The 17,721-nt window shown below is 71.5% G+C and carries 17 protein-coding genes; 10 read left to right on the top strand and 7 right to left on the bottom strand.

Annotated features, from left to right (window positions below):
- Window positions 1-20: 20 nt before the first annotated feature.
- Window positions 21-1,478, bottom strand: coding sequence for an NAD(P)/FAD-dependent oxidoreductase (locus D3A59_RS09255; RefSeq protein ID WP_119154639.1), 1,458 nt, complete (start codon window positions 1,476-1,478; stop codon window positions 21-23).
- A 95-nt stretch (window positions 1,479-1,573) separates the two neighbouring features.
- Between D3A59_RS09255 and D3A59_RS09260 the strand changes: the two genes are divergently transcribed.
- The 7 genes from D3A59_RS09260 to ntrC all read left to right on the top strand — a co-directional run bounded on the left by D3A59_RS09260 (window position 1,574) and on the right by ntrC (window position 9,046).
- Window positions 1,574-2,155, top strand: coding sequence for a DUF1415 domain-containing protein (locus tag D3A59_RS09260; RefSeq protein WP_119154640.1), 582 nt, complete (start codon window positions 1,574-1,576; stop codon window positions 2,153-2,155).
- Window positions 2,156-2,185: 30 nt separating this feature from the next.
- On the top strand, window positions 2,186-3,088 hold the full coding sequence (locus D3A59_RS09265) for an EI24 domain-containing protein (RefSeq protein ID WP_240636004.1): 903 nt from the start codon (window positions 2,186-2,188) through the stop codon (window positions 3,086-3,088).
- On the top strand, window positions 3,085-3,894 hold the full coding sequence (locus D3A59_RS09270) for a competence/damage-inducible protein A (RefSeq protein WP_119154641.1): 810 nt from the start codon (window positions 3,085-3,087) through the stop codon (window positions 3,892-3,894). The genes D3A59_RS09265 and D3A59_RS09270 overlap by 4 nt, the downstream gene beginning before the upstream one ends.
- 260 nt (window positions 3,895-4,154) lie before the next feature.
- Window positions 4,155-5,570: a type I glutamate--ammonia ligase gene (glnA, locus tag D3A59_RS09275; protein WP_119154642.1), complete on the top strand. Its 1,416-nt coding sequence runs from the start codon at window positions 4,155-4,157 to the stop codon at window positions 5,568-5,570.
- Window positions 5,571-5,757: 187 nt separating this feature from the next.
- Window positions 5,758-6,327: a hypothetical protein gene (locus D3A59_RS09280; RefSeq protein WP_240636005.1), complete on the top strand. Its 570-nt coding sequence runs from the start codon at window positions 5,758-5,760 to the stop codon at window positions 6,325-6,327.
- Window positions 6,328-6,329: 2 nt separating this feature from the next.
- Complete coding sequence (glnL, locus tag D3A59_RS09285; protein ID WP_119154643.1) at window positions 6,330-7,433, top strand: nitrogen regulation protein NR(II); 1,104 nt, start codon at window positions 6,330-6,332, stop codon at window positions 7,431-7,433.
- 62 nt (window positions 7,434-7,495) lie between these two features.
- Window positions 7,496-9,046 (top strand): nitrogen regulation protein NR(I), encoded by a 1,551-nt coding sequence (gene ntrC / locus D3A59_RS09290; RefSeq protein ID WP_119154644.1) that lies wholly within the window; start codon window positions 7,496-7,498, stop codon window positions 9,044-9,046.
- Window positions 9,047-9,079: 33 nt separating this feature from the next.
- On the opposite strand, the gene D3A59_RS09295 is transcribed toward ntrC, so the two are convergent.
- From D3A59_RS09295 to D3A59_RS09310, 4 genes are all read right to left on the bottom strand, one after another.
- Window positions 9,080-9,859 (bottom strand): exodeoxyribonuclease III, encoded by a 780-nt coding sequence (locus D3A59_RS09295; protein WP_119154645.1) that lies wholly within the window; start codon window positions 9,857-9,859, stop codon window positions 9,080-9,082.
- A gap of 115 nt (window positions 9,860-9,974) precedes the next feature.
- Window positions 9,975-10,487, bottom strand: coding sequence for an HPP family protein (locus tag D3A59_RS09300; protein ID WP_205665151.1), 513 nt, complete (start codon window positions 10,485-10,487; stop codon window positions 9,975-9,977).
- A gap of 67 nt (window positions 10,488-10,554) precedes the next feature.
- Window positions 10,555-10,887 (bottom strand): four-helix bundle copper-binding protein, encoded by a 333-nt coding sequence (locus tag D3A59_RS09305; RefSeq protein WP_119154646.1) that lies wholly within the window; start codon window positions 10,885-10,887, stop codon window positions 10,555-10,557.
- Window positions 10,888-11,196: 309 nt separating this feature from the next.
- Window positions 11,197-12,519 carry a DUF2254 domain-containing protein gene (locus tag D3A59_RS09310; RefSeq protein ID WP_119154647.1) on the bottom strand — a complete coding sequence of 441 codons (1,323 nt, stop codon included), beginning with the start codon at window positions 12,517-12,519 and terminating at the stop codon, window positions 11,197-11,199.
- A 122-nt stretch (window positions 12,520-12,641) separates the two neighbouring features.
- Between D3A59_RS09310 and D3A59_RS09315 the strand changes: the two genes are divergently transcribed.
- The 3 genes from D3A59_RS09315 to D3A59_RS25320 all read left to right on the top strand — a co-directional run bounded on the left by D3A59_RS09315 (window position 12,642) and on the right by D3A59_RS25320 (window position 14,875).
- On the top strand, window positions 12,642-13,196 hold the full coding sequence (locus D3A59_RS09315; protein ID WP_119154648.1) for a DUF421 domain-containing protein: 555 nt from the start codon (window positions 12,642-12,644) through the stop codon (window positions 13,194-13,196).
- A complete protein-coding gene (locus D3A59_RS09320; protein WP_119154649.1) occupies window positions 13,193-14,560 on the top strand; it encodes a mechanosensitive ion channel family protein in 1,368 nt (455 codons plus the stop codon). Before D3A59_RS09315 ends, D3A59_RS09320 begins: the two co-directional genes overlap by 4 nt.
- A 195-nt stretch (window positions 14,561-14,755) precedes the next feature.
- Complete coding sequence (locus D3A59_RS25320; protein WP_336470413.1) at window positions 14,756-14,875, top strand: PRC-barrel domain-containing protein; 120 nt, start codon at window positions 14,756-14,758, stop codon at window positions 14,873-14,875.
- Between the two features lie 245 nt (window positions 14,876-15,120).
- On the opposite strand, the gene D3A59_RS09330 is transcribed toward D3A59_RS25320, so the two are convergent.
- Together D3A59_RS09330 and cls are read right to left on the bottom strand one after the other, a co-directional pair.
- Window positions 15,121-16,185 carry an AI-2E family transporter gene (locus D3A59_RS09330; protein ID WP_119154651.1) on the bottom strand — a complete coding sequence of 355 codons (1,065 nt, stop codon included), beginning with the start codon at window positions 16,183-16,185 and terminating at the stop codon, window positions 15,121-15,123.
- A gap of 158 nt (window positions 16,186-16,343) precedes the next feature.
- Window positions 16,344-17,543: a cardiolipin synthase gene (cls, locus tag D3A59_RS09335; protein WP_119154652.1), complete on the bottom strand. Its 1,200-nt coding sequence runs from the start codon at window positions 17,541-17,543 to the stop codon at window positions 16,344-16,346.
- Between the last annotated feature and the right edge of the window lie 178 nt (window positions 17,544-17,721).

Consider the following 17,721-nt stretch of genomic DNA (forward strand, 5'->3'; position numbering starts at 1 on the left):
CTTTTTCATTGCGGCGGGGATCAGTGCGGCCGGGGCGCGGCTTGTCGTGGCGCCTCCTGCGCGACGGCGGGCCGGCCGATGTCCCAGCCGGGCGTCGCGCTCGGCCCGGGCTGCTGCTCGGCGGGCGCGGGCGGCGGCTCGCGCTCGATCATCACCCGTGCATTGCGCTCGAAGGTCACGTAGGACCAGGCCCAGTCGGTCATCGCCGCGAGCCGGTGGCGGAAGCCGATCAGGAACCAGATGTGCACGAAGAGCCAGAACAGCCAGGCCGCGTAGCCGCTGAAGCGCCGACGCCCGAGCAGCGGGAACTCCACGTCGGCCACCGCCGCCTTGCGCCCGATCGTCGCGAGCGAGCCGTAGTCGACGTAGTGGAAGGGGCGGGTCGGCTCGCCGCGCAGGCGGCGCAGGATGCACGCGGCGGCATGGCGGCCCATCTGCTTGGCGGCGGGGCTGACGCCCGGCACCGGCACCGGCTCGCCGCGCTGTCCCGGGCGCGGGTGGCTCAGCGCCGCCGCCATGTCGCCGATCACCGAGATTTCCGGATGGCCCTCGATGCTCAGGTCCGGCCCGACCGGCACCCGGCCGGCCCGGTCGAGCGTGACGCCGGTGCCCTCCGCCAGCACCTTGCCGAGCGGCGACGCCGCGACGCCCGCGGCCCAGACGACGGTGCGGCTGACGAGCTCGTGCTCCCGGCCGTCCTCGCCCAGGTAACGCAGGCCGCGCGCATGGATGTCGGTGACGCGGCAGCCGGTGCGCACCTCGACGCCGAGGCGCTGCAGCTGCGCGCGGGCCTTCTCCGACAGCTCCTCCCCGTAGGCCGACAGCAGCCGCGGCGAGCCCTCGATCAGCACCACGCGCGCCTGGCGCGTGTCGACGCGGCGGAACTGATCGGGCAGCGTGTGGCGCGCGACCTCGATCAGCGTGCCGGCCATCTCGACGCCGGTGGGCCCGCCGCCGATCACCGCGAAAGTGAGCCACTCCTCGTGCCGCTCGGGGTAGCGCTCGGCCTGCTCGAAGGCCTTGAGCACGCGGTTGCGCAGCTCCATCGCGTCGGCGAGGGTCTTGAGGCCCGGCGCGTGCTCGGCCCACTCGTCATGGCCGAAGTAGCTGTGGCCCGAGCCGGCAGCGACGATCAGGTGCTCGTAGGGCAGGGCGGTGCCGTCGTCGAGCCGCACGAGGCGCGCGGCGACGTCGATGCCGGTGACGGTGGCCAGCAGCACCGTCAGGTGCCCGCGGCGGATCTGCTCGCGCAGCACGTGCCGGATCGGCGCCGAGATCGCCGGCGCGCTCATCCCGGCGGTCGCCACCTGGTAGAGCAGCGGCTGGAACAGGTGGTGGTTGGTGCGGTCCACCAGCGTCACCTCGACGTGGTCGCAGGCGAGCTCGCGCGCGGCCTCGAGCCCGCCGAAGCCGCAGCCGATGATCACGACGCGCGGCTTCGACGGCGGGGGCGTGGGCGGGGGCAGGGTGGGGGGCATGGCGGTCTTCTCCGGTTCGCGGATGCGGCAAGCGACGTGCCGCGCTTGACGGCGCGCCGCCCGTGGCCTTGCCGCTGTGGCTACACTGCCCGCCCATGAACGAGCAGCCTTTGGACGCCGAGCGCGTCATTGCCGAGATGCGCAACTGGGTCGACCGCGCGGTGATCGGCCTGAATCTCTGTCCCTTCGCCAAGTCGGTGCAGGTCAAGGGGCAGGTCCGCTATGTCGTGAGCCGGGCCACCGAGCCCGAGGCGTTGCTCGCGGAGCTGGCGCAGGAGCTGCAGCGGCTCGCCGACACCGACCCGGAGCTCACCGACACGACGCTGCTGATGCATCCGCTCGTGCTTCAGGACTTCCTCGACTTCAACGACTTCCTCGGCGCCGCCGAGGCGCTGCTCGAGGACCTGGAGCTCGACGGCATCCTGCAGGTGGCGAGCTTCCACCCGCAGTTCCAGTTCGCCGACGCGTCGCCCGACGACATCACCAACCACACCAACCGCGCGCCCTGGCCGACGCTGCACCTGCTGCGCGAGGAGAGCATCGACCGCGCGGTGGCCGCGATCCCCGACGCGGAGGCGATCTACGAGGCCAACATCGAGACGATGCGGCGGCTCGGCCCCGAGGGCCTGGAGCGCGTGCTGCGCGGCGAGGACGCGGGCGATGAGCGCGGCGCCTGAGCGCCGCGCCGCCGCCGGGGAGGCGCCGCGATGATGCGGCCGGTGCTCGACGCGCTGTGGCGCGCCGCGGCCTACTGCCTGCATCCGCGCGTGGTGCTGTACTCGATCGCGCCGGTGGTGCTGGTGGCGGGCCTCGCGCTGCTGCTCGGCTACTTCTTCTGGGGTGACGCGGTGGCGGCGATCCGTGCCCAGTTGGAGGGCTGGGCGCTGGTGCAAACCGTCACGCTGCTTCTCGAGTCGATCGGCTGGGAAGGTTTTCGCAGCGTGATGGCGCCGCTGATCCTCGTCGCGCTCGCGGTGCCCGTGCTGGTGGTGCTGACGCTGCTGCTGGTGTCGGTGCTGATGACGCCGGGCATCGTCACGCTGGTGACGACGCGGCGCTTCCCGCGCCTGGAGCGCCGCCACGGCGAGAGCTTCCTCGCCAGCGTGCTGCACTCGCTCGGCGTCTCGCTGCTCGCACTCGCCGCGCTCGCGGTGAGCCTGCCCTTCTGGCTGATCCCGCCGCTGGCGCTGCTGCTGCCGCCGCTGGTGTGGGGCTGGCTGACCTGCCGCGTGATGGCCTTCGACGCGCTGGCCGACCACGCCAGCCGCGAGGAGCGGCTCGAGCTGATGCACAGGCACCGCTGGCCGCTGCTGGGCCTCGGCGTGATCTGCGGCTACCTGGGCGCGGCGCCCTCGCTGCTGTGGGCCTTCGGCGCCTTCACGCTGATCCTTGCTCCGCTGCTGCTGGCGGTGTCGGTCTGGCTCTACACGCTGGTGTTCGCGTTCTCGTCGCTGTGGTTCGCGCACTACCTGCTCGCCGCGCTCGCGGCGCTGCGGGCCGAGCGCGACAGCGCCGCCGCGGGCGAGCTGCCCCTCGTCGAGCGGGTGGAGGGCGTGCCGCCCGCGCTGGCCCCCGCCCCGGCTCCCATGCTCCCAGGAGATTCCGCATGAACTTCGGCCTCATCATCGTCGGCGACGAGATCCTCTCCGGCAAGCGCCAGGACAAGCACCTGCCGAAGGTGATCGAGCTGCTCGGCGCGCGCGGCCTCGCGCTGTCCTGGGCCCAGTACGTCGGCGACGACCCGCAGCGCCTGGAGCGCCTGCTGGGCGAGGCCTTCGCGTCCGGCGAGACCGTGTTCTCCTGCGGCGGCATCGGCGCGACACCCGACGACCACACGCGCCAGTGCGCGGCACGCGCGCTCGGGCAGCCGCTGGCGCTGCACCCCGAGGCCCGCGCGCTGATCCTCGAGCGCATGGCCGACGTCGCCCGCGAGCAGGGCCAGACCTTCGAGCCCGAGCATCCCGCCAACCGGCGCCGCCTCGAGATGGGCGTGTTCCCGCAGGGCGCGCGCATCATCCCGAACCCCTACAACAAGATCCCCGGCTTCTCGGCGGACGGCCCCGCAGGCGGCACGGTGCATTTCGTCCCCGGCTTCCCGGTGATGGCCTGGCCGATGATCGAGTGGGTGCTCGAGACGCATTGCGCGCACCTCTTCCACCGCGTGAGCCATGTCGAGCGCTCGGTGATCGTCTACGGCGCGATGGAGGCGGCGCTCACGCCGCTGATGGAGGAGATCGAATCGCACTTCGCCGGCGTGCGGGTCTTCAGCCTGCCGAGCGTCGACCACCCGGTGCATGGCCGCCACATCGAGCTTGGCGTCAAGGGCGAGGCTGCGGCGAGCGAGGAGGCCTACGCCGCGCTGCTGGCCGGGCTGCGCGAGCGGGATTGCCCGCTGGGCCCCGAACTGGTGCGCTGACACCTCCTGCGGTATCCCCATATTGGTGCTATAACTGGCACTGAATTGGTGCACTCGGCGCTCTCGCACCCTCTCTGAAGTCTGCTGCAGGCACCTGCGCCCAACCTCAGGCATCTCGCTTCAACTGCGTTCCCCGGTGTGGTGAGCATGCCTCTGAAACGGGCATGGTTTCTGCTACATTGCAGTGCGCTTTTCGGGAGGGTCCGGCGGCCTGACCCCGATGTCCCCCATACACATTGATTCCCCATGAGGAGCTCTTGATGGCAAAGACCGTCGCCGACGTGATGCAGATGGTGAAGGAGAACGAAGTCAAGTTCGTCGACTTCCGTTTCACCGACACCCGCGGCAAGGAACAGCACGTGACCGTGCCGGTGTCGCATTTCGATGAAGACAAGTTCACGTCGGGTCATGCGTTCGACGGTTCCTCGATCGCCGGCTGGAAGGGCATCGAAGCCTCCGACATGCAGCTGATCCCGGATCCGAACACGGCCAACATCGATCCGTTCTTCGAAGAGCCGACGCTGATCCTGACCTGCGACGTCATCGATCCCGCCGACGGCAAGCCCTACGAGCGCGACCCGCGCTCGCTGGCCAAGCGCGCCGAGGCCTACATGAAGTCCACCGGCCTGGGCGACACCGCCTACTTCGGTCCGGAGCCCGAGTTCTTCGTGTTCGACAGCGTGCGCTGGAACATCGACATGTCCGGCTGCTTCTCGCAGATCGAATCCGAGGAAGCCGCCTGGAACACCGGCAAGGACTACGAGCACGGCAACAAGGGCTTCCGCCCGACCGTCAAGGGCGGCTACTTCCCCGTCCCGCCGGTCGACTCGGGCCAAGACATGCGCTCGGAGATGTGCCTGATCCTCGAGCAGATGGGCATCCCCGTCGAGGTCCACCACCACGAGGTGGCCAACGCCGGCCAGATGGAGATCGGCACCAAGTTCAGCACGCTGATCGAGCGCGCCGACTGGGTCCAGCTGCAGAAGTACATCATCCACAACGTCGCGGCCGCCTACGGCAAGACCGCCACGTTCATGCCCAAGCCGATCGTCGGCGACAACGGCAGCGGCATGCACGTGCACCAGTCCGTGTGGAAGGACGGCAAGAACCTGTTCGCCGGCGACGGCTACGCGGGCCTGTCCGACTTCGCGCTGTACTACATCGGCGGCATCATCAAGCACGCCCGAGCGCTCAACGCGATCACGAACCCCGGCACCAACAGCTACAAGCGCCTGGTGCCCGGCTTCGAAGCCCCGGTGAAGCTGGCCTACTCGGCCAAGAACCGCTCGGCCTCGATCCGCATCCCCTACGTCGCGAACCCGAAGGGCCGTCGCGTGGAAGCCCGCTTCCCGGATCCCCTGATGAACCCCTACCTGGGCTTCGCCGCGCTGCTGATGGCGGGCCTGGACGGCGTCGAGAACAAGATCCACCCGGGCGAGGCCGCCACAAAGGACCTCTACCACCTGCCGCCGGAAGAGGACGCGAAGATCCCGACCGTCTGCCACAGCCTGGACCAGGCGCTCGAGGCGCTCGACGCCGACCGCGCCTTCCTGACCAAGGGCGGCGTGTTCACGGACGCCTACATCGACGCCTACATCGACCTGAAGATGCAGGAAGTCACGCGCTTCCGCATGGCCACGCACCCGGTCGAGTTCGACATGTACTACGCCCTCTGATCCGCTCCACCGGATCCGACAGCGAGAAGGGACGGCGCGAGCCGTCCCTTTTTCTTTGCCTTCTTCTTCTCGGCGGCGCGCCGATGCCGGGGCGCGGCGCGTGCCCTATTTCGCAGGCGCGCGGCCTTTGGCCGATACTCGAACGCTTTGGCTTGAACCGCTCGCCGCAGTCGGGTTCCAATTCCGCATGCTGCCGAAGAACCCTCCGAATCTCCCGATCTCCTGCCGGGGCCTGACGGCCGGCGCGCTCGTCGTGCTGGCCGGCGCGCTCGCGACGCCGGCGCAGGCCCAGGGCACCGTCTACCGCTGCCCGGGCAACAGCTTCACCAACTCGATCTCCGAGGTGGAGGCGCAGCAGCGCGGCTGCAAGCCGCTCGACGGCGGTCATGTCAGCGTGCTGCAGACGCGCATCCCGCGCACGCCGCCGCCCGCCGCGCCCGCGTCGGGCGCCTCCGGCCCGGCCGCGGCGCCTGCGCCCGCGCCCGTGTCACGCCCGGCCGACTCGCGCGTGAGCCCGAGCGAGCAGCGCGCGCGCGACAGCGACGCGCGGCGCATCCTCGAGGCGGAGCTGCGCAAGGAGGAGGAGCGCCTGGCCGAGCTGCACAAGGAATACAACAAGGGCGAGCCCGAGCGCCGCGGCGACGAGCGCAACTACGCGCGCTACCAGGAGCGCGTGTCGGAGATGAAGGCCGGCATCGCGCGCAAGGAGAGCGACATCGCGGCGATCAAGCGCGAGCTCGCGAAGCTGCCGCAGTGAACATGAAGCCGCATCCGCAGACCCTGCTGCCGGCGCCGCTGCCGGCCTCCCCCTACGACGCGCTCGACCACCTCGCGACGATGGTGGCCGTGGTGCGCACCGACGGCGCCTGCCTGTTCGTCAACACCGCCTTCGAGAACGTGCTCGGGCTGTCGCGGCGCAGCATGCTGCGCGGCTCGCTGTTCGACTGGTTCGGCGCGCCCGATCAGGTGCGCGACATCGTCGCGGCGGTGGCGCGCAACGACTTCTCCGCCAGCCGCTCCGACGCGCTGCTCAAGCGGCTGTCGGGCCCGGCCCATGGCGAGCCGCTGCCGGTGCACGTGATCGTGTCGCAGACGGGCGACCCGGACACGGCGGTGGTCGAGCTCGTCGAGATCCAGCAGCAGACGCGCCAGGACCGCGAGGAGCGCGCGCTCGACCAGGCGCAGGCCACCAAGGAGCTGATCCGCAACCTCGCGCACGAGATCAAGAACCCGCTCGGCGGCATCCGCGGCGCGGCCCAGCTGCTGGAGATGGAGCTCGAGTCGAAGGGCCTGACCGAGTACACGCAGGTCATCATCAACGAGGCCGACCGGCTGCAGGCGCTCGTCGACCGGCTGCTCGCGCCGCACCGCAAGCCCCACGTCGTCAGCGACGTCAACGTGCACGAGGTCTGCGAGCGCGTGCGCTCGCTGATCCTCGCCGAGTTCCCGCGCGGCCTGCAGGTACGGCGCGACTACGACACCTCGATCCCCGACTTCCGCGGCGACCGCGAGCAGCTGATCCAGGCGGTGCTCAACATCGCGCACAACGCCGCGCAGGCGCTCGCCGAGCGCCGCGCCTGCGGCGACGCCTGCATCACGCTCAAGACCCGCGTCGGGCGCCAGGTCACGATCGGCAAGCAGCGCTACCGTCTGGCATTGGAATTGCATATCCAGGACAACGGTCCGGGCGTTCCCGAATCGATCCGCGATCGCATCTTCTTCCCGCTGGTGTCGGGGCGCGAGGGCGGGTCCGGCTTGGGGCTGACGCTCGCGCAGACCTTCGTGCAGCAGCACCACGGCACGATCGAATGCGAGAGCGTGCCCGGGCACACGGACTTCAAGATCCTGATTCCGCTGCCCTGAGTCCGACGGTCCTCCGGTGGGCGGGGCGGGCGGCCGAAATACAAGAGAGGGCAGGGCGCTGCATGAAACCCATCTGGATCGTTGACGACGACCAATCCATCCGCTTCGTGCTGGAGAAGGCGCTGGCGCGCGAGGAGCTGCCGGTGCGCAGCTTCACCAACCCGCGCGACGTGCTGCTCGCGCTGGAGCACGAGGCGCCGCAGGTGCTGGTCTCGGACATCCGCATGCCCGGCGGCTCGGGCATCGACCTGCTCGCCCGCGCCAAGGAGCTGTACCCGGGGCTGCCGGTCATCATCATGACCGCCTTCTCCGACCTCGACAGCGCGGTGTCGGCCTTCCAGGGCGGCGCCTTCGAGTACCTGCCCAAGCCCTTCGACCTCACGCGCGCGGTCGAGCTGATCCGCCGCGCGCTCGAGGAGAGCCTGCGCGAGCAGGTCAGCGACGAGCGCATTGCGCAGATGCCCGAGATGCTCGGCCAGGCGCCGGCGATGCAGGACGTGTTCCGCGCCATCGGCCGGCTCAGCCAGAGCAACGTGACGGTGCTGATCAACGGCGAGTCCGGCACCGGCAAGGAGCTCGTCGCGCGCGCGCTGCACAAGCACAGCCCGCGCGCCGCCGGCCCCTTCGTCGCGATCAACACCGCGGCGATCCCGAAGGACCTGCTCGAGTCCGAGCTCTTCGGCCACGAGCGGGGCGCCTTCACCGGCGCGCAGACGATGCGCCGCGGGCGCTTCGAGCAGGCCGACGGCGGCACGCTCTTCCTCGACGAGATCGGCGACATGCCCTTCGACCTGCAGACGCGGCTGTTGCGCGTGCTGTCGGACGGCCAGTTCTACCGCGTCGGCGGCCACCAGCCGCTCAAGGCCAACGTGCGCGTGATCGCGGCGACCCACCAGAACCTCGAGGAGCGGGTGCGCCAGGGCGTGTTCCGCGAGGACCTGTTCCACCGCCTCAACGTGATCCGCCTGCGGCTGCCGCCGCTGCGCGAGCGGCGCGAGGACATTCCCGGCCTCGCACGCTACTTCCTGCAGAGGAGCGCCAAGGAGCTCGGCGTCGAGGCCAAGCGCATCTCCGACCCGGCCGTCGCGCGGCTCGTCGCCTTCGACTACCCCGGCAACGTGCGCCAGCTCGAGAACGTCTGCCACTGGCTCACCGTGATGGCGCCGGCGCAGGTGATCGAGGACAAGGACCTGCCGCCCGAGCTGCTCGGCGACGCGACCGTGTCGCCGAAGCCGCTGGCGAGCGTGCCGGCCGAGGGCGCCGCCGCCGCTGCCGCGACGTCCCCGGCGCCGCTGCCGGCCGCGATGCCGGAGCCCGCCGCGCCGTCGCCCGGGGCCTGGCGGGCGGACGACGGGGTGCTGCCGCCTGCGCAGCCGCTGCCGCCTCCGCCGCCGGCCACCGGCTGGCTGCTCGACCTCGAGCGCGAGGCGCGCGCGCTGCTCGAGAGCGGCCATCCCGAGGTCTGGGACGCGCTCACGCGCCAGTTCGAGGCGCGCCTGATCCACACCGCGCTCGACCTGACGCGCGGGCGCCGCATCGAGGCGGCGCAGAAGCTCGGCATCGGCCGCAACACGATCACGCGCAAGATCCAGGAGCTCGGCCTCGACGACTGAGCCAGCGCCGCGCGCTCACGCGCGCGGGGCTCCTCAGGCGATCTCGACGAGCACCGGCGCGTGGTCGCTCGGGCGCTCGTTGCGGCGCGGCTGCTTGTCGATCGTGCAGGCGGTGACGCGGCCCTTGAGCGCGTCGCTCACGAGGATGTGGTCGATGCGCAGGCCCTGGTTCTTCCTGAACGCGAGGTTGCGGTAGTCCCACCAGCTCCAGCTCCGCGGCGCCTGCTCGAAGAGCCGGAACGCGTCGCTGAGGCCGAGGCCCACGAGCGCCTGGAAGTGCCCGCGCTCCTCGGGCGTGCAGTGGATCTGGCCGGCCCAGGCGACGGGGTCGTGCACGTCGCGGTCATCGGGGGCGATGTTGTAGTCGCCCATCAGCACGAGGCGGGGGTGGCGCGCGAGCTCTTGCGCGAGCCACTCGCGCAGCGCCTCGAGCCAGCGCATCTTGTAGGCGAACTTCTCGCTGCCCGGCGCCTGGCCGTTGGGGAAGTAGGCGCCGATCACGCGCAGCGCGTCGGGCGTGCCTTCGAGCAGCGTGCCGGCGATGACGCGCGCCTGCTCGTCGGCGAAGCCGGGGATGTTCTTCACCACGTCGGTGGCCGGCGTGCGCGACAGCAGCGCGACGCCGTTGTAGGTGCGCTGGCCGAACCACTGCGCCTGCCAGCCGGCCTCGGCCAGCGCCGCGGCCGGGAACTTGTCGTCGGTGAGCTTGGTTTCCTGCAGCACGAGCGCGTCGGGCTGCGCGGCGGCGAGCCAGTCGAGCAGCTGCGGCAGGCGCACGGCGAGCGAGTTGACGTTCCAGGTGGCGAGCCGCATGGTTCTCTTCGTTCCTCTTCAGATCGGTGGTCGGGACGCGCCGCTGCACGGCGGTCCCGGATTGTGCTCCGCAGCCGGCTTCCCCGCTCGCCTCGCCACGCGCCGTGGCGCCGTCTCAGCGGAACCTTCGCGCCACCCGCATCAGCGCGCGCTGCAGCACGACCAGGATCGCGGTGACCAGCACGGCGGTCGTGAAGAGCGCCAGGCTCTCCTCCTCGGCCGCGCGCAGACCGAAGCTCAGCGCGGTCGACACCGCGGGCGGATGCATCAGGTCGAACACCACCATCGCGCCGATCGCCAGCAGCATCGCGATACCCGCGGACAGGTAGCCCGGCCCGAGCAGCTCGTGGCTGAGCCATCCGAGCAGGGCGGCGCCGATCTGGGAGATCACCAGCCGGCGCACGTTGTTCATCTCGTGCTCGGGATCGAGGTAGATCAGGAAGGCGCTCGACGCCAGCGAGGCGAACAGCAGGCGCTGGCGGGCCACCGACTCGACGAAGGCGAGCACCAGCAGCACCGTGAGCGTGGGCATCAGCGCGAGCAGCAGCTCGGCCTTGACGCTGCGGCGCCGGCGCGAAGGCAGGCTCGACGGCCTGTCTTCCTGCGGGGGAGGAGCGGGGCTGGGCACCCGGAGTCGAGCCGAGGTGGGGCAGACGAGGAACGGGCGAGCGAGGACGTCCGCCCCTGCGCACGCATCAGGCCGCCGCCATCCTGCGGCACTCGTCGGCGCAGCGGCGGCACGCGACGGCGCACTGCTGGCAGTGATCGTGCTGGTGCTTCGCGCACTCGTCGCCGCAGGCCTGGCAGATGTCGGCGCAGACGCGGCACAGCTGCTTCGCGAACTCGCTGCCGCGCGCCATGTAGCCGGCGGCAAGCCGGCAGATCGCGGCGCAGTCGATGTCCAGCACGATGCAGCGCGCCATCATCTTGACGTCCTGCTCCTGCAGGCAGGCGCTGGCGCAGTGGTCGCAGGCATCGGCGCAGGCGTTGCAGGCCTCGACGCAGGCCTGGTGGATCTGGTGAGACATGGGTCACTCCTTCCGTGTGGGTGTCGGCGCGTTCCTGCGCCGATGGTTGGAAACGTGGGGAGCAGGGGCGGTCGCCGGCCGGGAAAGCCGGCAGGCGTCCTGTCGGGCGTGCCACTGGCGTCGCCTGTCCGGTCGACGCGATGTGCAACTCCTGCCCCGGCTTGCATCGTGAACCTCACGCAGCGGCGCAGTGCCGGTCCGCGGATCCGGCCGTCCCGGGAGGCAGGGTCTGCTTCCCCGAACGGTTCCCCCAGGTGCGGCAAGCGGCGTTCCATGCGCGGGTCGTCCGCAAGGCCTGAGAGCGGTCTCTCATTCGCTGCCCGCCGGCAGCTCGAGCCGCAGCCCCAGAACGCGCGCCTGCGCCAGCAGGACATCGCGGCGCGCCTGCAGGCTGACCGTCTGGGCAATGGCCTCGGACACCAGCGCGAGCCGGCGCCGTAGCGCCAGCCGTCGCGAGGGCTCGGTGACTGCCTCCTCGACGATCCCGATCGCGTGCAGCAGTCGGGCGAACACCTCGGCGTCGCCGCGGGTGTGCGACACGATCGCGTCGAAGGCGAGCGCGCTCAGGCTCTCGAAGTCCGGTCCCCGCGCCACGACCCGCAGCGTGCATCCGTCGCTGCGGCAGGGGCCGGGAATGTGCCGGCCCGCCAGCCGCACGAGCAGCGCGGTCAGGTGGTCGATGCACATCACCGCGGTCGTCGGGTCGTTGACGCCGGGCGACAGCGCCTTCACCGCCACGTCGACGATCTGCTGCACCCCGTAGGGCGCATCCTGGTGCACCGTGCGCTGGCGCTGGATCGAGAGCAGCCGGCACAAGGCGTCGGCGTCCGCCTCGCCGGGTGGTGCATCGCCCGACAACTCGGCAAGCGGCCGGCCCTCGATCACGAAGTCGCCGATGCAGTGCGCGAGGCGCACGACCCGATCCTGCCGTGCGGCGAACTCGAGCAGTCCCGCATCGTCCACCCCCACGATGTAGCCGGTCGACTTCGCGGCCACCGGGTGCCAGCGCGTCGGCATCCCGGCGGCGCAGTCCTCCGTGGCCGGCAGCGCTTCGCCGAGCCTGCAGGGGAAGAGGCGGTCGATGGCCCGCGTGGTCTCGCCGGCGATGCGCTCGAGGATCGAGGAGGCATGGATCGACGAGGCGACGTGGTGGATGAAGTAGATCAGCATCGCCACGCCGAAGAGCGCGAGCACCACGCCGCCGAGCACCGCGAAGGAGGGCAGGAAGCCCGCTCCCTCGTCGCTGCTGCGCACGGTGCGCAGCACCACCAGGCAGTAGGCGAAGATGCCGACGAAGACCCCCAGCACGAACTGGGTCGGGCGGTCGTTCATGAAGTTGCGCAGCACGCGCGGCGAGTACTGGCTCGACGCGAGCGACAGCGCGACGATCGTCACCGAGAACACGACGCCCGCGACCGTGATCATCGACGTCGCGATCGCCGACAGCATGCTGCGCGCGCCGTCGGGCCCGGCGCCGAAAAGGCGGGGCCACCGTGCCGCGAGGTCCGCGTCGATCCAGGAATGGGCCTCGATCAGCATCAGCGCGAGCCAGATGGCACCCGCCACGACGAGGGTGGGCACGAACCACAGGCTCGCACGCAATCTCAGCCACAACTCACGCACCCGGCTCATCGAGTGCCCCCGCTGCAATCCGCGCGCCCATTGCCGCCGGGGGAAGGCATGGACATTGCCGAAAGCGGGCGACCGCGCCGTTCCCGGCATGCGGTCCGCAACGCGGACATGGGGGCAAGGGCATGTTCTTCGACGGATGGATGGCGCTGGCGCGCATCGTGATTCTCGGCACGCTCGCCTACGTGGCGCTGGTGCTGCTGCTGCGCGTGACCGGCAAGCGCACGCTCTCCAAGCTCAATGCCTTCGACCTGATCGTCACGGTGGCGCTCGGCTCGACGCTGGCGACGGTGCTGCTGTCCAAGGACGTCTCGCTCAGCGAGGGCGTGACAGCGCTGGCGCTGCTGATCGGGCTGCAGTGGATCCTCACCTGGCTGTCGGTGCGCTCGCGGCGCGTCTCCGACTGGGTCAAGGCCGAGCCGAGCCTGCTGTATCACGAGGGCCGCTTCCTGCGCGACGCGATGAGGCGCGAGCGCGTCACCGAGGACGAGCTGCGCGCGGCGGTGCGCATGCACGGCTTCGGCCGCATGGAGCAGGCCGTGGCGGTGATCCTGGAGACCGACGGCAGCCTGGACGTGATCGGCCCGCCCGGCGATCGGCCCTGGACGGCGCTGGCGAACGTGCAGGGCAGCGAGGCCCGGGCCCTGCGCGAGGCGCCTCCCGGGGACGAGGGGCCATGAAGGAGGGGCTGCGGCGGGCGGCGCTGGCGCTGCTGCTCCTGCTCCTGCTCCTTGCGGCGGGGCTCGTCCCGGTCCACGGCCAGGCGGCGCCCGAGGCCTCCGCGCTGCCGGCCTCCGAGGCCGGCTCCAGCGCGGCGAGCGAGACCGCCAGCGTCACGCAGCAGGACCAGCGCCTCGTGCGCGAGCTGCTCGCGCGCCTGTCGCGCATCGAGGGCCTGCGCGGCGTGCGCGTGCAGGTCAACGCCGGTGTGGCGACGCTGCACGGCGAGGTGCCGACGGAGGAGGACCGCCAGCGCGCCGCGAAGCTGGCGCGGGACGTGAAGGGCATCGTCGAGGTGGACGACCAGCTGCGCCTGGACACCTCGCTCTCGGTGCGGCTGCGCCCGACGCTCGTGCGGGTGCGCTCGCTGGCCCAGCAGGCGGTGGGGGCGCTGCCGCTGTTCGTGCTGTCGGTGCTGCTGGTCTGGGGCATGGGATGGTTCGGGGGCTGGCTCGGCGACCGCCAGGTGCTGCGGCGCCTGGTCGGCGGGCATCCCTTCCTCGTCGACCTGCTGCGCCAGACGGTGCGCGTGGCGGCCGTGCTGCTGGGGCTGGTGATCGCGCTCGAGCTGCTCGATGCCACCGCGCTGATCGGCGCGGTGATCGGCACCGCCGGCGTCGTCGGCCTCGCGCTGGGCTTCGCGCTGCGCGACGTGGTCGAGAACTACCTTGCCGGGCTGCTGCTGAGCCTGCGCCAGCCCTTCGCGCCCAACGACCACGTCGTGATCGACGGCCACGAGGGCCGGGTCGCCGCGCTCACGACCCGCTCGACCACGCTCATCACGCTCGACGGCAACCACCTGCGGCTGCCGAACTCGGCGGTGTTCAAGGGCGTGATCCTGAACTACAGCCGCAACCCGCAGCGGCGCTTCACCTTCCGCATCGGCATCGGCGGCGGCGAGGATCTGCTGCGCGCGCGTCGCATCGGCGTCGACGCGCTGCGCCGGCTGCCGGGCGTGCTGGCCGATCCCGCGCCGCTGGCGCTGGTGATGGAGCTGGCCGAGTCGAGCGTGACGCTCGAGTTCAGCGCCTGGTTCGACCAGCGCGAGGCGGGCTTCTTCCAGCTGCGCAGCGAGGCGATCCGCGTCGTGAAGGGCGCGCTCGACGCCGGCGGCGTCGACCTGCCCGAGCCGACCTACCGGGTGCAGCTCTCGCGCGGCGTGGCGGGCAGCGCACGCCCCGCGCCGGGGCCGGCCCCGGACGGGGAGGGCGCGGAAGACCTCGACGCCCTGCCGGTCGAGCGCGCGGTGGAGCGGCAGGTGGCGCAGGAGCAGGCGCTGAGCGCCGGCAGCAACCTGCTCAAGTCGGACGCGCCGCGGGAGTGAGTCTCATGCCCCGGGCGCCACGCGGATTCGGCCGCGGGTGCGCTCCGTGCCCTGGCCTGCTCCGTCGCGCAGGGCCAGGCCGCGAACGAGCACGCCGACCCGTCGCGGGCGCAGCAGACGCGACCCGAGCGGGCCGAGCTCGGCTGGGGCGCGGCCACGCAGAAGACCACGCGCGACCGGCTCGCGACCCGGCTGATCGGGACGAAGGTGCGCAACTGGCAGGGCGAGGATCTCGGCGAGATCCGCGAGCTCGTCATCGACGTGAACAACGGCCGGGTCCACTACGCGATGCTGTCCTTCGAGGGGGGCTGCTGAACCTGGGCGACAAGCTGTTCGCCTACCCCGTGACGCTGCTGCGCCAGGGCACCGGCGACGAGCTGATCCTCAACGTCCCTCGGGAGGCGCTGGAGCGCGCGCCGGGCTTCGAGCGCTCGCTCTGGCCCGGCTTCGAGGACAAGGCCGACCGCAGCGGCACCGACGGCATTCCCGGCGGCGCGCCGGCCGCCGGGCCGCCGGGTGCCAGTGAGCGCCACGGGGCGTGCCAGCGCGGCGCGACCCGTTCAGCCGGTCTGCGCGGCCCGGCCCCGCGCCTCGCCCGATTCCTGCCCCGACTGCAGCGTGTCCTCGATGTAGAGCTTGCGCACCAGCACCAGCGCGATGACCATCATCGGCGTCGCGAAGACCACGCCGACCGGGCCGAACAGGATGCCGAAGATCAGCGCCGAGAACAGCGTCAGCACCGGCGGCAGCGCGACCGCCCAGCGCTGCACGAAGGGCAGCAGCAGGTAGTCCTCGACCTGCTGCAGCGCGAAGAAGAGCAGCGCCACGTGCAGCGCCTTCTGCGGCCCCTCGATGAAGGCCATCAGCACCGACAGCAGCCCGGCCGTGATCGCGCCGAAGAAGGGGACGAAGGCCAGCAGCCCGGTGATCAGGCCGAGCGCGAGCGCGAGCGGGATTCCCAGCAGCCACAAGCCGATCGCGGTGCTGGTGCCGAGGAAGATCATCGACAGGCCCTGGCCGAGCAGCCAGCACGACAGCGCGCGGCCGCTCGCGTCCAGCGCCTCCCCGGCGCGGTCGCGGTACGCCGGTGGCACCAGCCTGAGGACCCCCTTGCGGTAGGTGGGCGCGTCGGCGGCGAGGTAGACGCCCACGATCGCGATCAGCAGCGCGGTGCCGAGCGCGCCGAGCGTGGTGCCCGCCACCCGCGCGAGCCGGTTGCCGGTGAGGCCCGAGTCCATCGCGCCCTGCAGCACGTCGAGCAGCTGGCGCCCGAGCGCGTGGCTGGCGAGCCAGCTGGAGGCCGCGGCCCAGGCCTGCGGCAGCTGCTCGCGCAGCCGGGTGATCTGCTCCGCGAAGGCGCCGCCGACGAGCCAGCCGACCACCGCGAGGACGGCGAGCACCAGCAGCGCGGCGAGCACGGCCGAGACCTGCGGCGAGGCGCCCGTCCAGCGCTCCAGGCGCCGCGCGATGCCGCGCAGCATCGTCGCCATCACGATGCCGCCGAAGGCGAGCACCGCCACGCTGCTGAGCTGCCACAGCAGCAGCAGCAGCAGCAGCACGACGACCGCGGTGGTCAGCAGCAGCAGCTGCAGGAAGCTCCAGGAGTCGTCGGTCGGTCGGGGCATGGCGAAGGCGGCACGGGGCACATTCCGGCAAAGGCCCGCGAGCGGGTCCGCGCCTTCCCAGGCAAGCCGCGCACCTGCCGGCCGCGTCCGGGGGGGCGCTCCCCGGCGCGCCGAAGGCCGCCCGCCGCATGTGGGCGCCCTCGGGAGCGGCCTCGCGTTCAGAGCTGCGGGCGCAGCAGCGAGGCCAGGCGCTCCACCAGCTTCTTCGACCAGGGGCGCCGCTGCCACTGGGAGAGCGTGATGCGGCGCGAGCGCTTCAGGTCGGCCTCGAACATCGCGGTCATCCGCGCGGCCAGCGCCTCGTCGTAGACGTTCAGGTTGGCCTCGTCGTTGAGGCGGAAGGAGCGGTTGTCGAAGTTCGTGGAGCCTACCGACACGAGCAGCCCGTCGACGATCATCGCCTTGACGTGGTACATCGTCGGCTGGAACTCGTGGATCTCCACTTCCGCCTCCAGCAGCTCGCGCCACAGCGTGCGCGAGGCGCGACGCACGACCTTCATGTCGATGTGCCGTCCCGGCACGATGATGCGCACGCGCACGCCGCGCTTCCTCGCCTCGATCAGCGTGCGGCGCGCGAGTGCGTCCGGCACGAAGTAGGCGGCCGCGAGGTCGATGCTGCGGCTCGCCGCGGTGATCGACAGCAGGTACATCAGGTGCATGCTCTCGCTGCCGCCGGAGGGCGAGCTGCTGAACATCTGCGCCGGCATGTCGCCCTGCGCGCGCAGCTGCGGGAAGTAGTCCGGCCCGTGCAGCACGACGCCGGTGGCCTTGAGCCAGTTGTCGAGGAACACCGCCTGCATCTGCGCCACGACCGGGCCCTCGACCCGGTAGTGCGTGTCGCGCCAGTGCCCGGGATCCTGCGCCCGGCCCTGCCACTCGTCGGCGATGCCGACGCCGCCGGTGAAGCCGACGCGGCCGTCCACCACCAGCACCTTGCGGTGCGTGCGGTTGTTGATCCGCGAGAGATTCCAGCCGCGAGGCTCGTGGAAGCGCTTGACCTCGACTCCGGCCGACTTCATGCGCTCGACCAGGGACTCGTCCATCGGCAGGCTGCCGAACCAGTCGAGCAGCACGTGCACCCGCACCCCTGCGCGGGAGCGCTCGCTCAGCGCCTCGGCGAAGACGTGGCTGATCTCGCCGGACCAGTAGATGAAGGTCTCGAAATTGATGCTGCGCTGCGCCTCCCGGATCGCCGCGAGCATGGCCGGGAAGATCTCGTCGCCGTTGTGCAGTTCCGCGACGCGGTTGCCATCGACGATGGCCGGTCCGAGCATCACCCCCATCGAGCGGCAGAAATCCGGGTCGCGCACCCCGTAGAGGCGCTCGATCCGGTGTTCGATCCTGCGGTCGTCGTGCATCAGTCCCAGCGGTTCATGGCAAGCCGCTCCCGGCGGGCGAGGCGCAGCGCACCGTGGCGCCGCCTTCCTGCCCGCTACTTTCTCATGCCCTGCCGTGGTGCGGCAGGGAGGCCCGTCCCCGGCCCGGCACAAGGCCGCAGGCGGGGGACAGGGCAGGCCCCTTCATCCCCAGGGGAGG

The sequence above is a fragment of the Caldimonas tepidiphila genome (assembly GCF_003569765.1).
Classification (GTDB): domain Bacteria; phylum Pseudomonadota; class Gammaproteobacteria; order Burkholderiales; family Burkholderiaceae_C; genus Caldimonas; species Caldimonas tepidiphila.

What these genes read in the sequence shown, in the direction of transcription:
- D3A59_RS09255 (WP_119154639.1), bottom strand. Translation starts at nt 1,478, where the DNA reads ATGCCCCCCACCCTGCCCCCGCCCACGCCCCCGCCGTCGAAGCCGCGC.
- D3A59_RS09260 (WP_119154640.1), top strand. Translation starts at nt 1,574, where the DNA reads ATGAACGAGCAGCCTTTGGACGCCGAGCGCGTCATTGCCGAGATGCGC.
- D3A59_RS09265 (WP_240636004.1), top strand. Translation starts at nt 2,186, where the DNA reads ATGATGCGGCCGGTGCTCGACGCGCTGTGGCGCGCCGCGGCCTACTGC.
- D3A59_RS09270 (WP_119154641.1), top strand. Translation starts at nt 3,085, where the DNA reads ATGAACTTCGGCCTCATCATCGTCGGCGACGAGATCCTCTCCGGCAAG.
- glnA (WP_119154642.1), top strand. Translation starts at nt 4,155, where the DNA reads ATGGCAAAGACCGTCGCCGACGTGATGCAGATGGTGAAGGAGAACGAA.
- D3A59_RS09280 (WP_240636005.1), top strand. Translation starts at nt 5,758, where the DNA reads ATGCTGCCGAAGAACCCTCCGAATCTCCCGATCTCCTGCCGGGGCCTG.
- glnL (WP_119154643.1), top strand. Translation starts at nt 6,330, where the DNA reads ATGAAGCCGCATCCGCAGACCCTGCTGCCGGCGCCGCTGCCGGCCTCC.
- ntrC (WP_119154644.1), top strand. Translation starts at nt 7,496, where the DNA reads ATGAAACCCATCTGGATCGTTGACGACGACCAATCCATCCGCTTCGTG.
- D3A59_RS09295 (WP_119154645.1), bottom strand. Translation starts at nt 9,859, where the DNA reads ATGCGGCTCGCCACCTGGAACGTCAACTCGCTCGCCGTGCGCCTGCCG.
- D3A59_RS09305 (WP_119154646.1), bottom strand. Translation starts at nt 10,887, where the DNA reads ATGTCTCACCAGATCCACCAGGCCTGCGTCGAGGCCTGCAACGCCTGC.
- D3A59_RS09310 (WP_119154647.1), bottom strand. Translation starts at nt 12,519, where the DNA reads ATGAGCCGGGTGCGTGAGTTGTGGCTGAGATTGCGTGCGAGCCTGTGG.
- D3A59_RS09315 (WP_119154648.1), top strand. Translation starts at nt 12,642, where the DNA reads ATGTTCTTCGACGGATGGATGGCGCTGGCGCGCATCGTGATTCTCGGC.
- D3A59_RS09320 (WP_119154649.1), top strand. Translation starts at nt 13,193, where the DNA reads ATGAAGGAGGGGCTGCGGCGGGCGGCGCTGGCGCTGCTGCTCCTGCTC.
- D3A59_RS09330 (WP_119154651.1), bottom strand. Translation starts at nt 16,185, where the DNA reads ATGCCCCGACCGACCGACGACTCCTGGAGCTTCCTGCAGCTGCTGCTG.
- cls (WP_119154652.1), bottom strand. Translation starts at nt 17,543, where the DNA reads ATGCACGACGACCGCAGGATCGAACACCGGATCGAGCGCCTCTACGGG.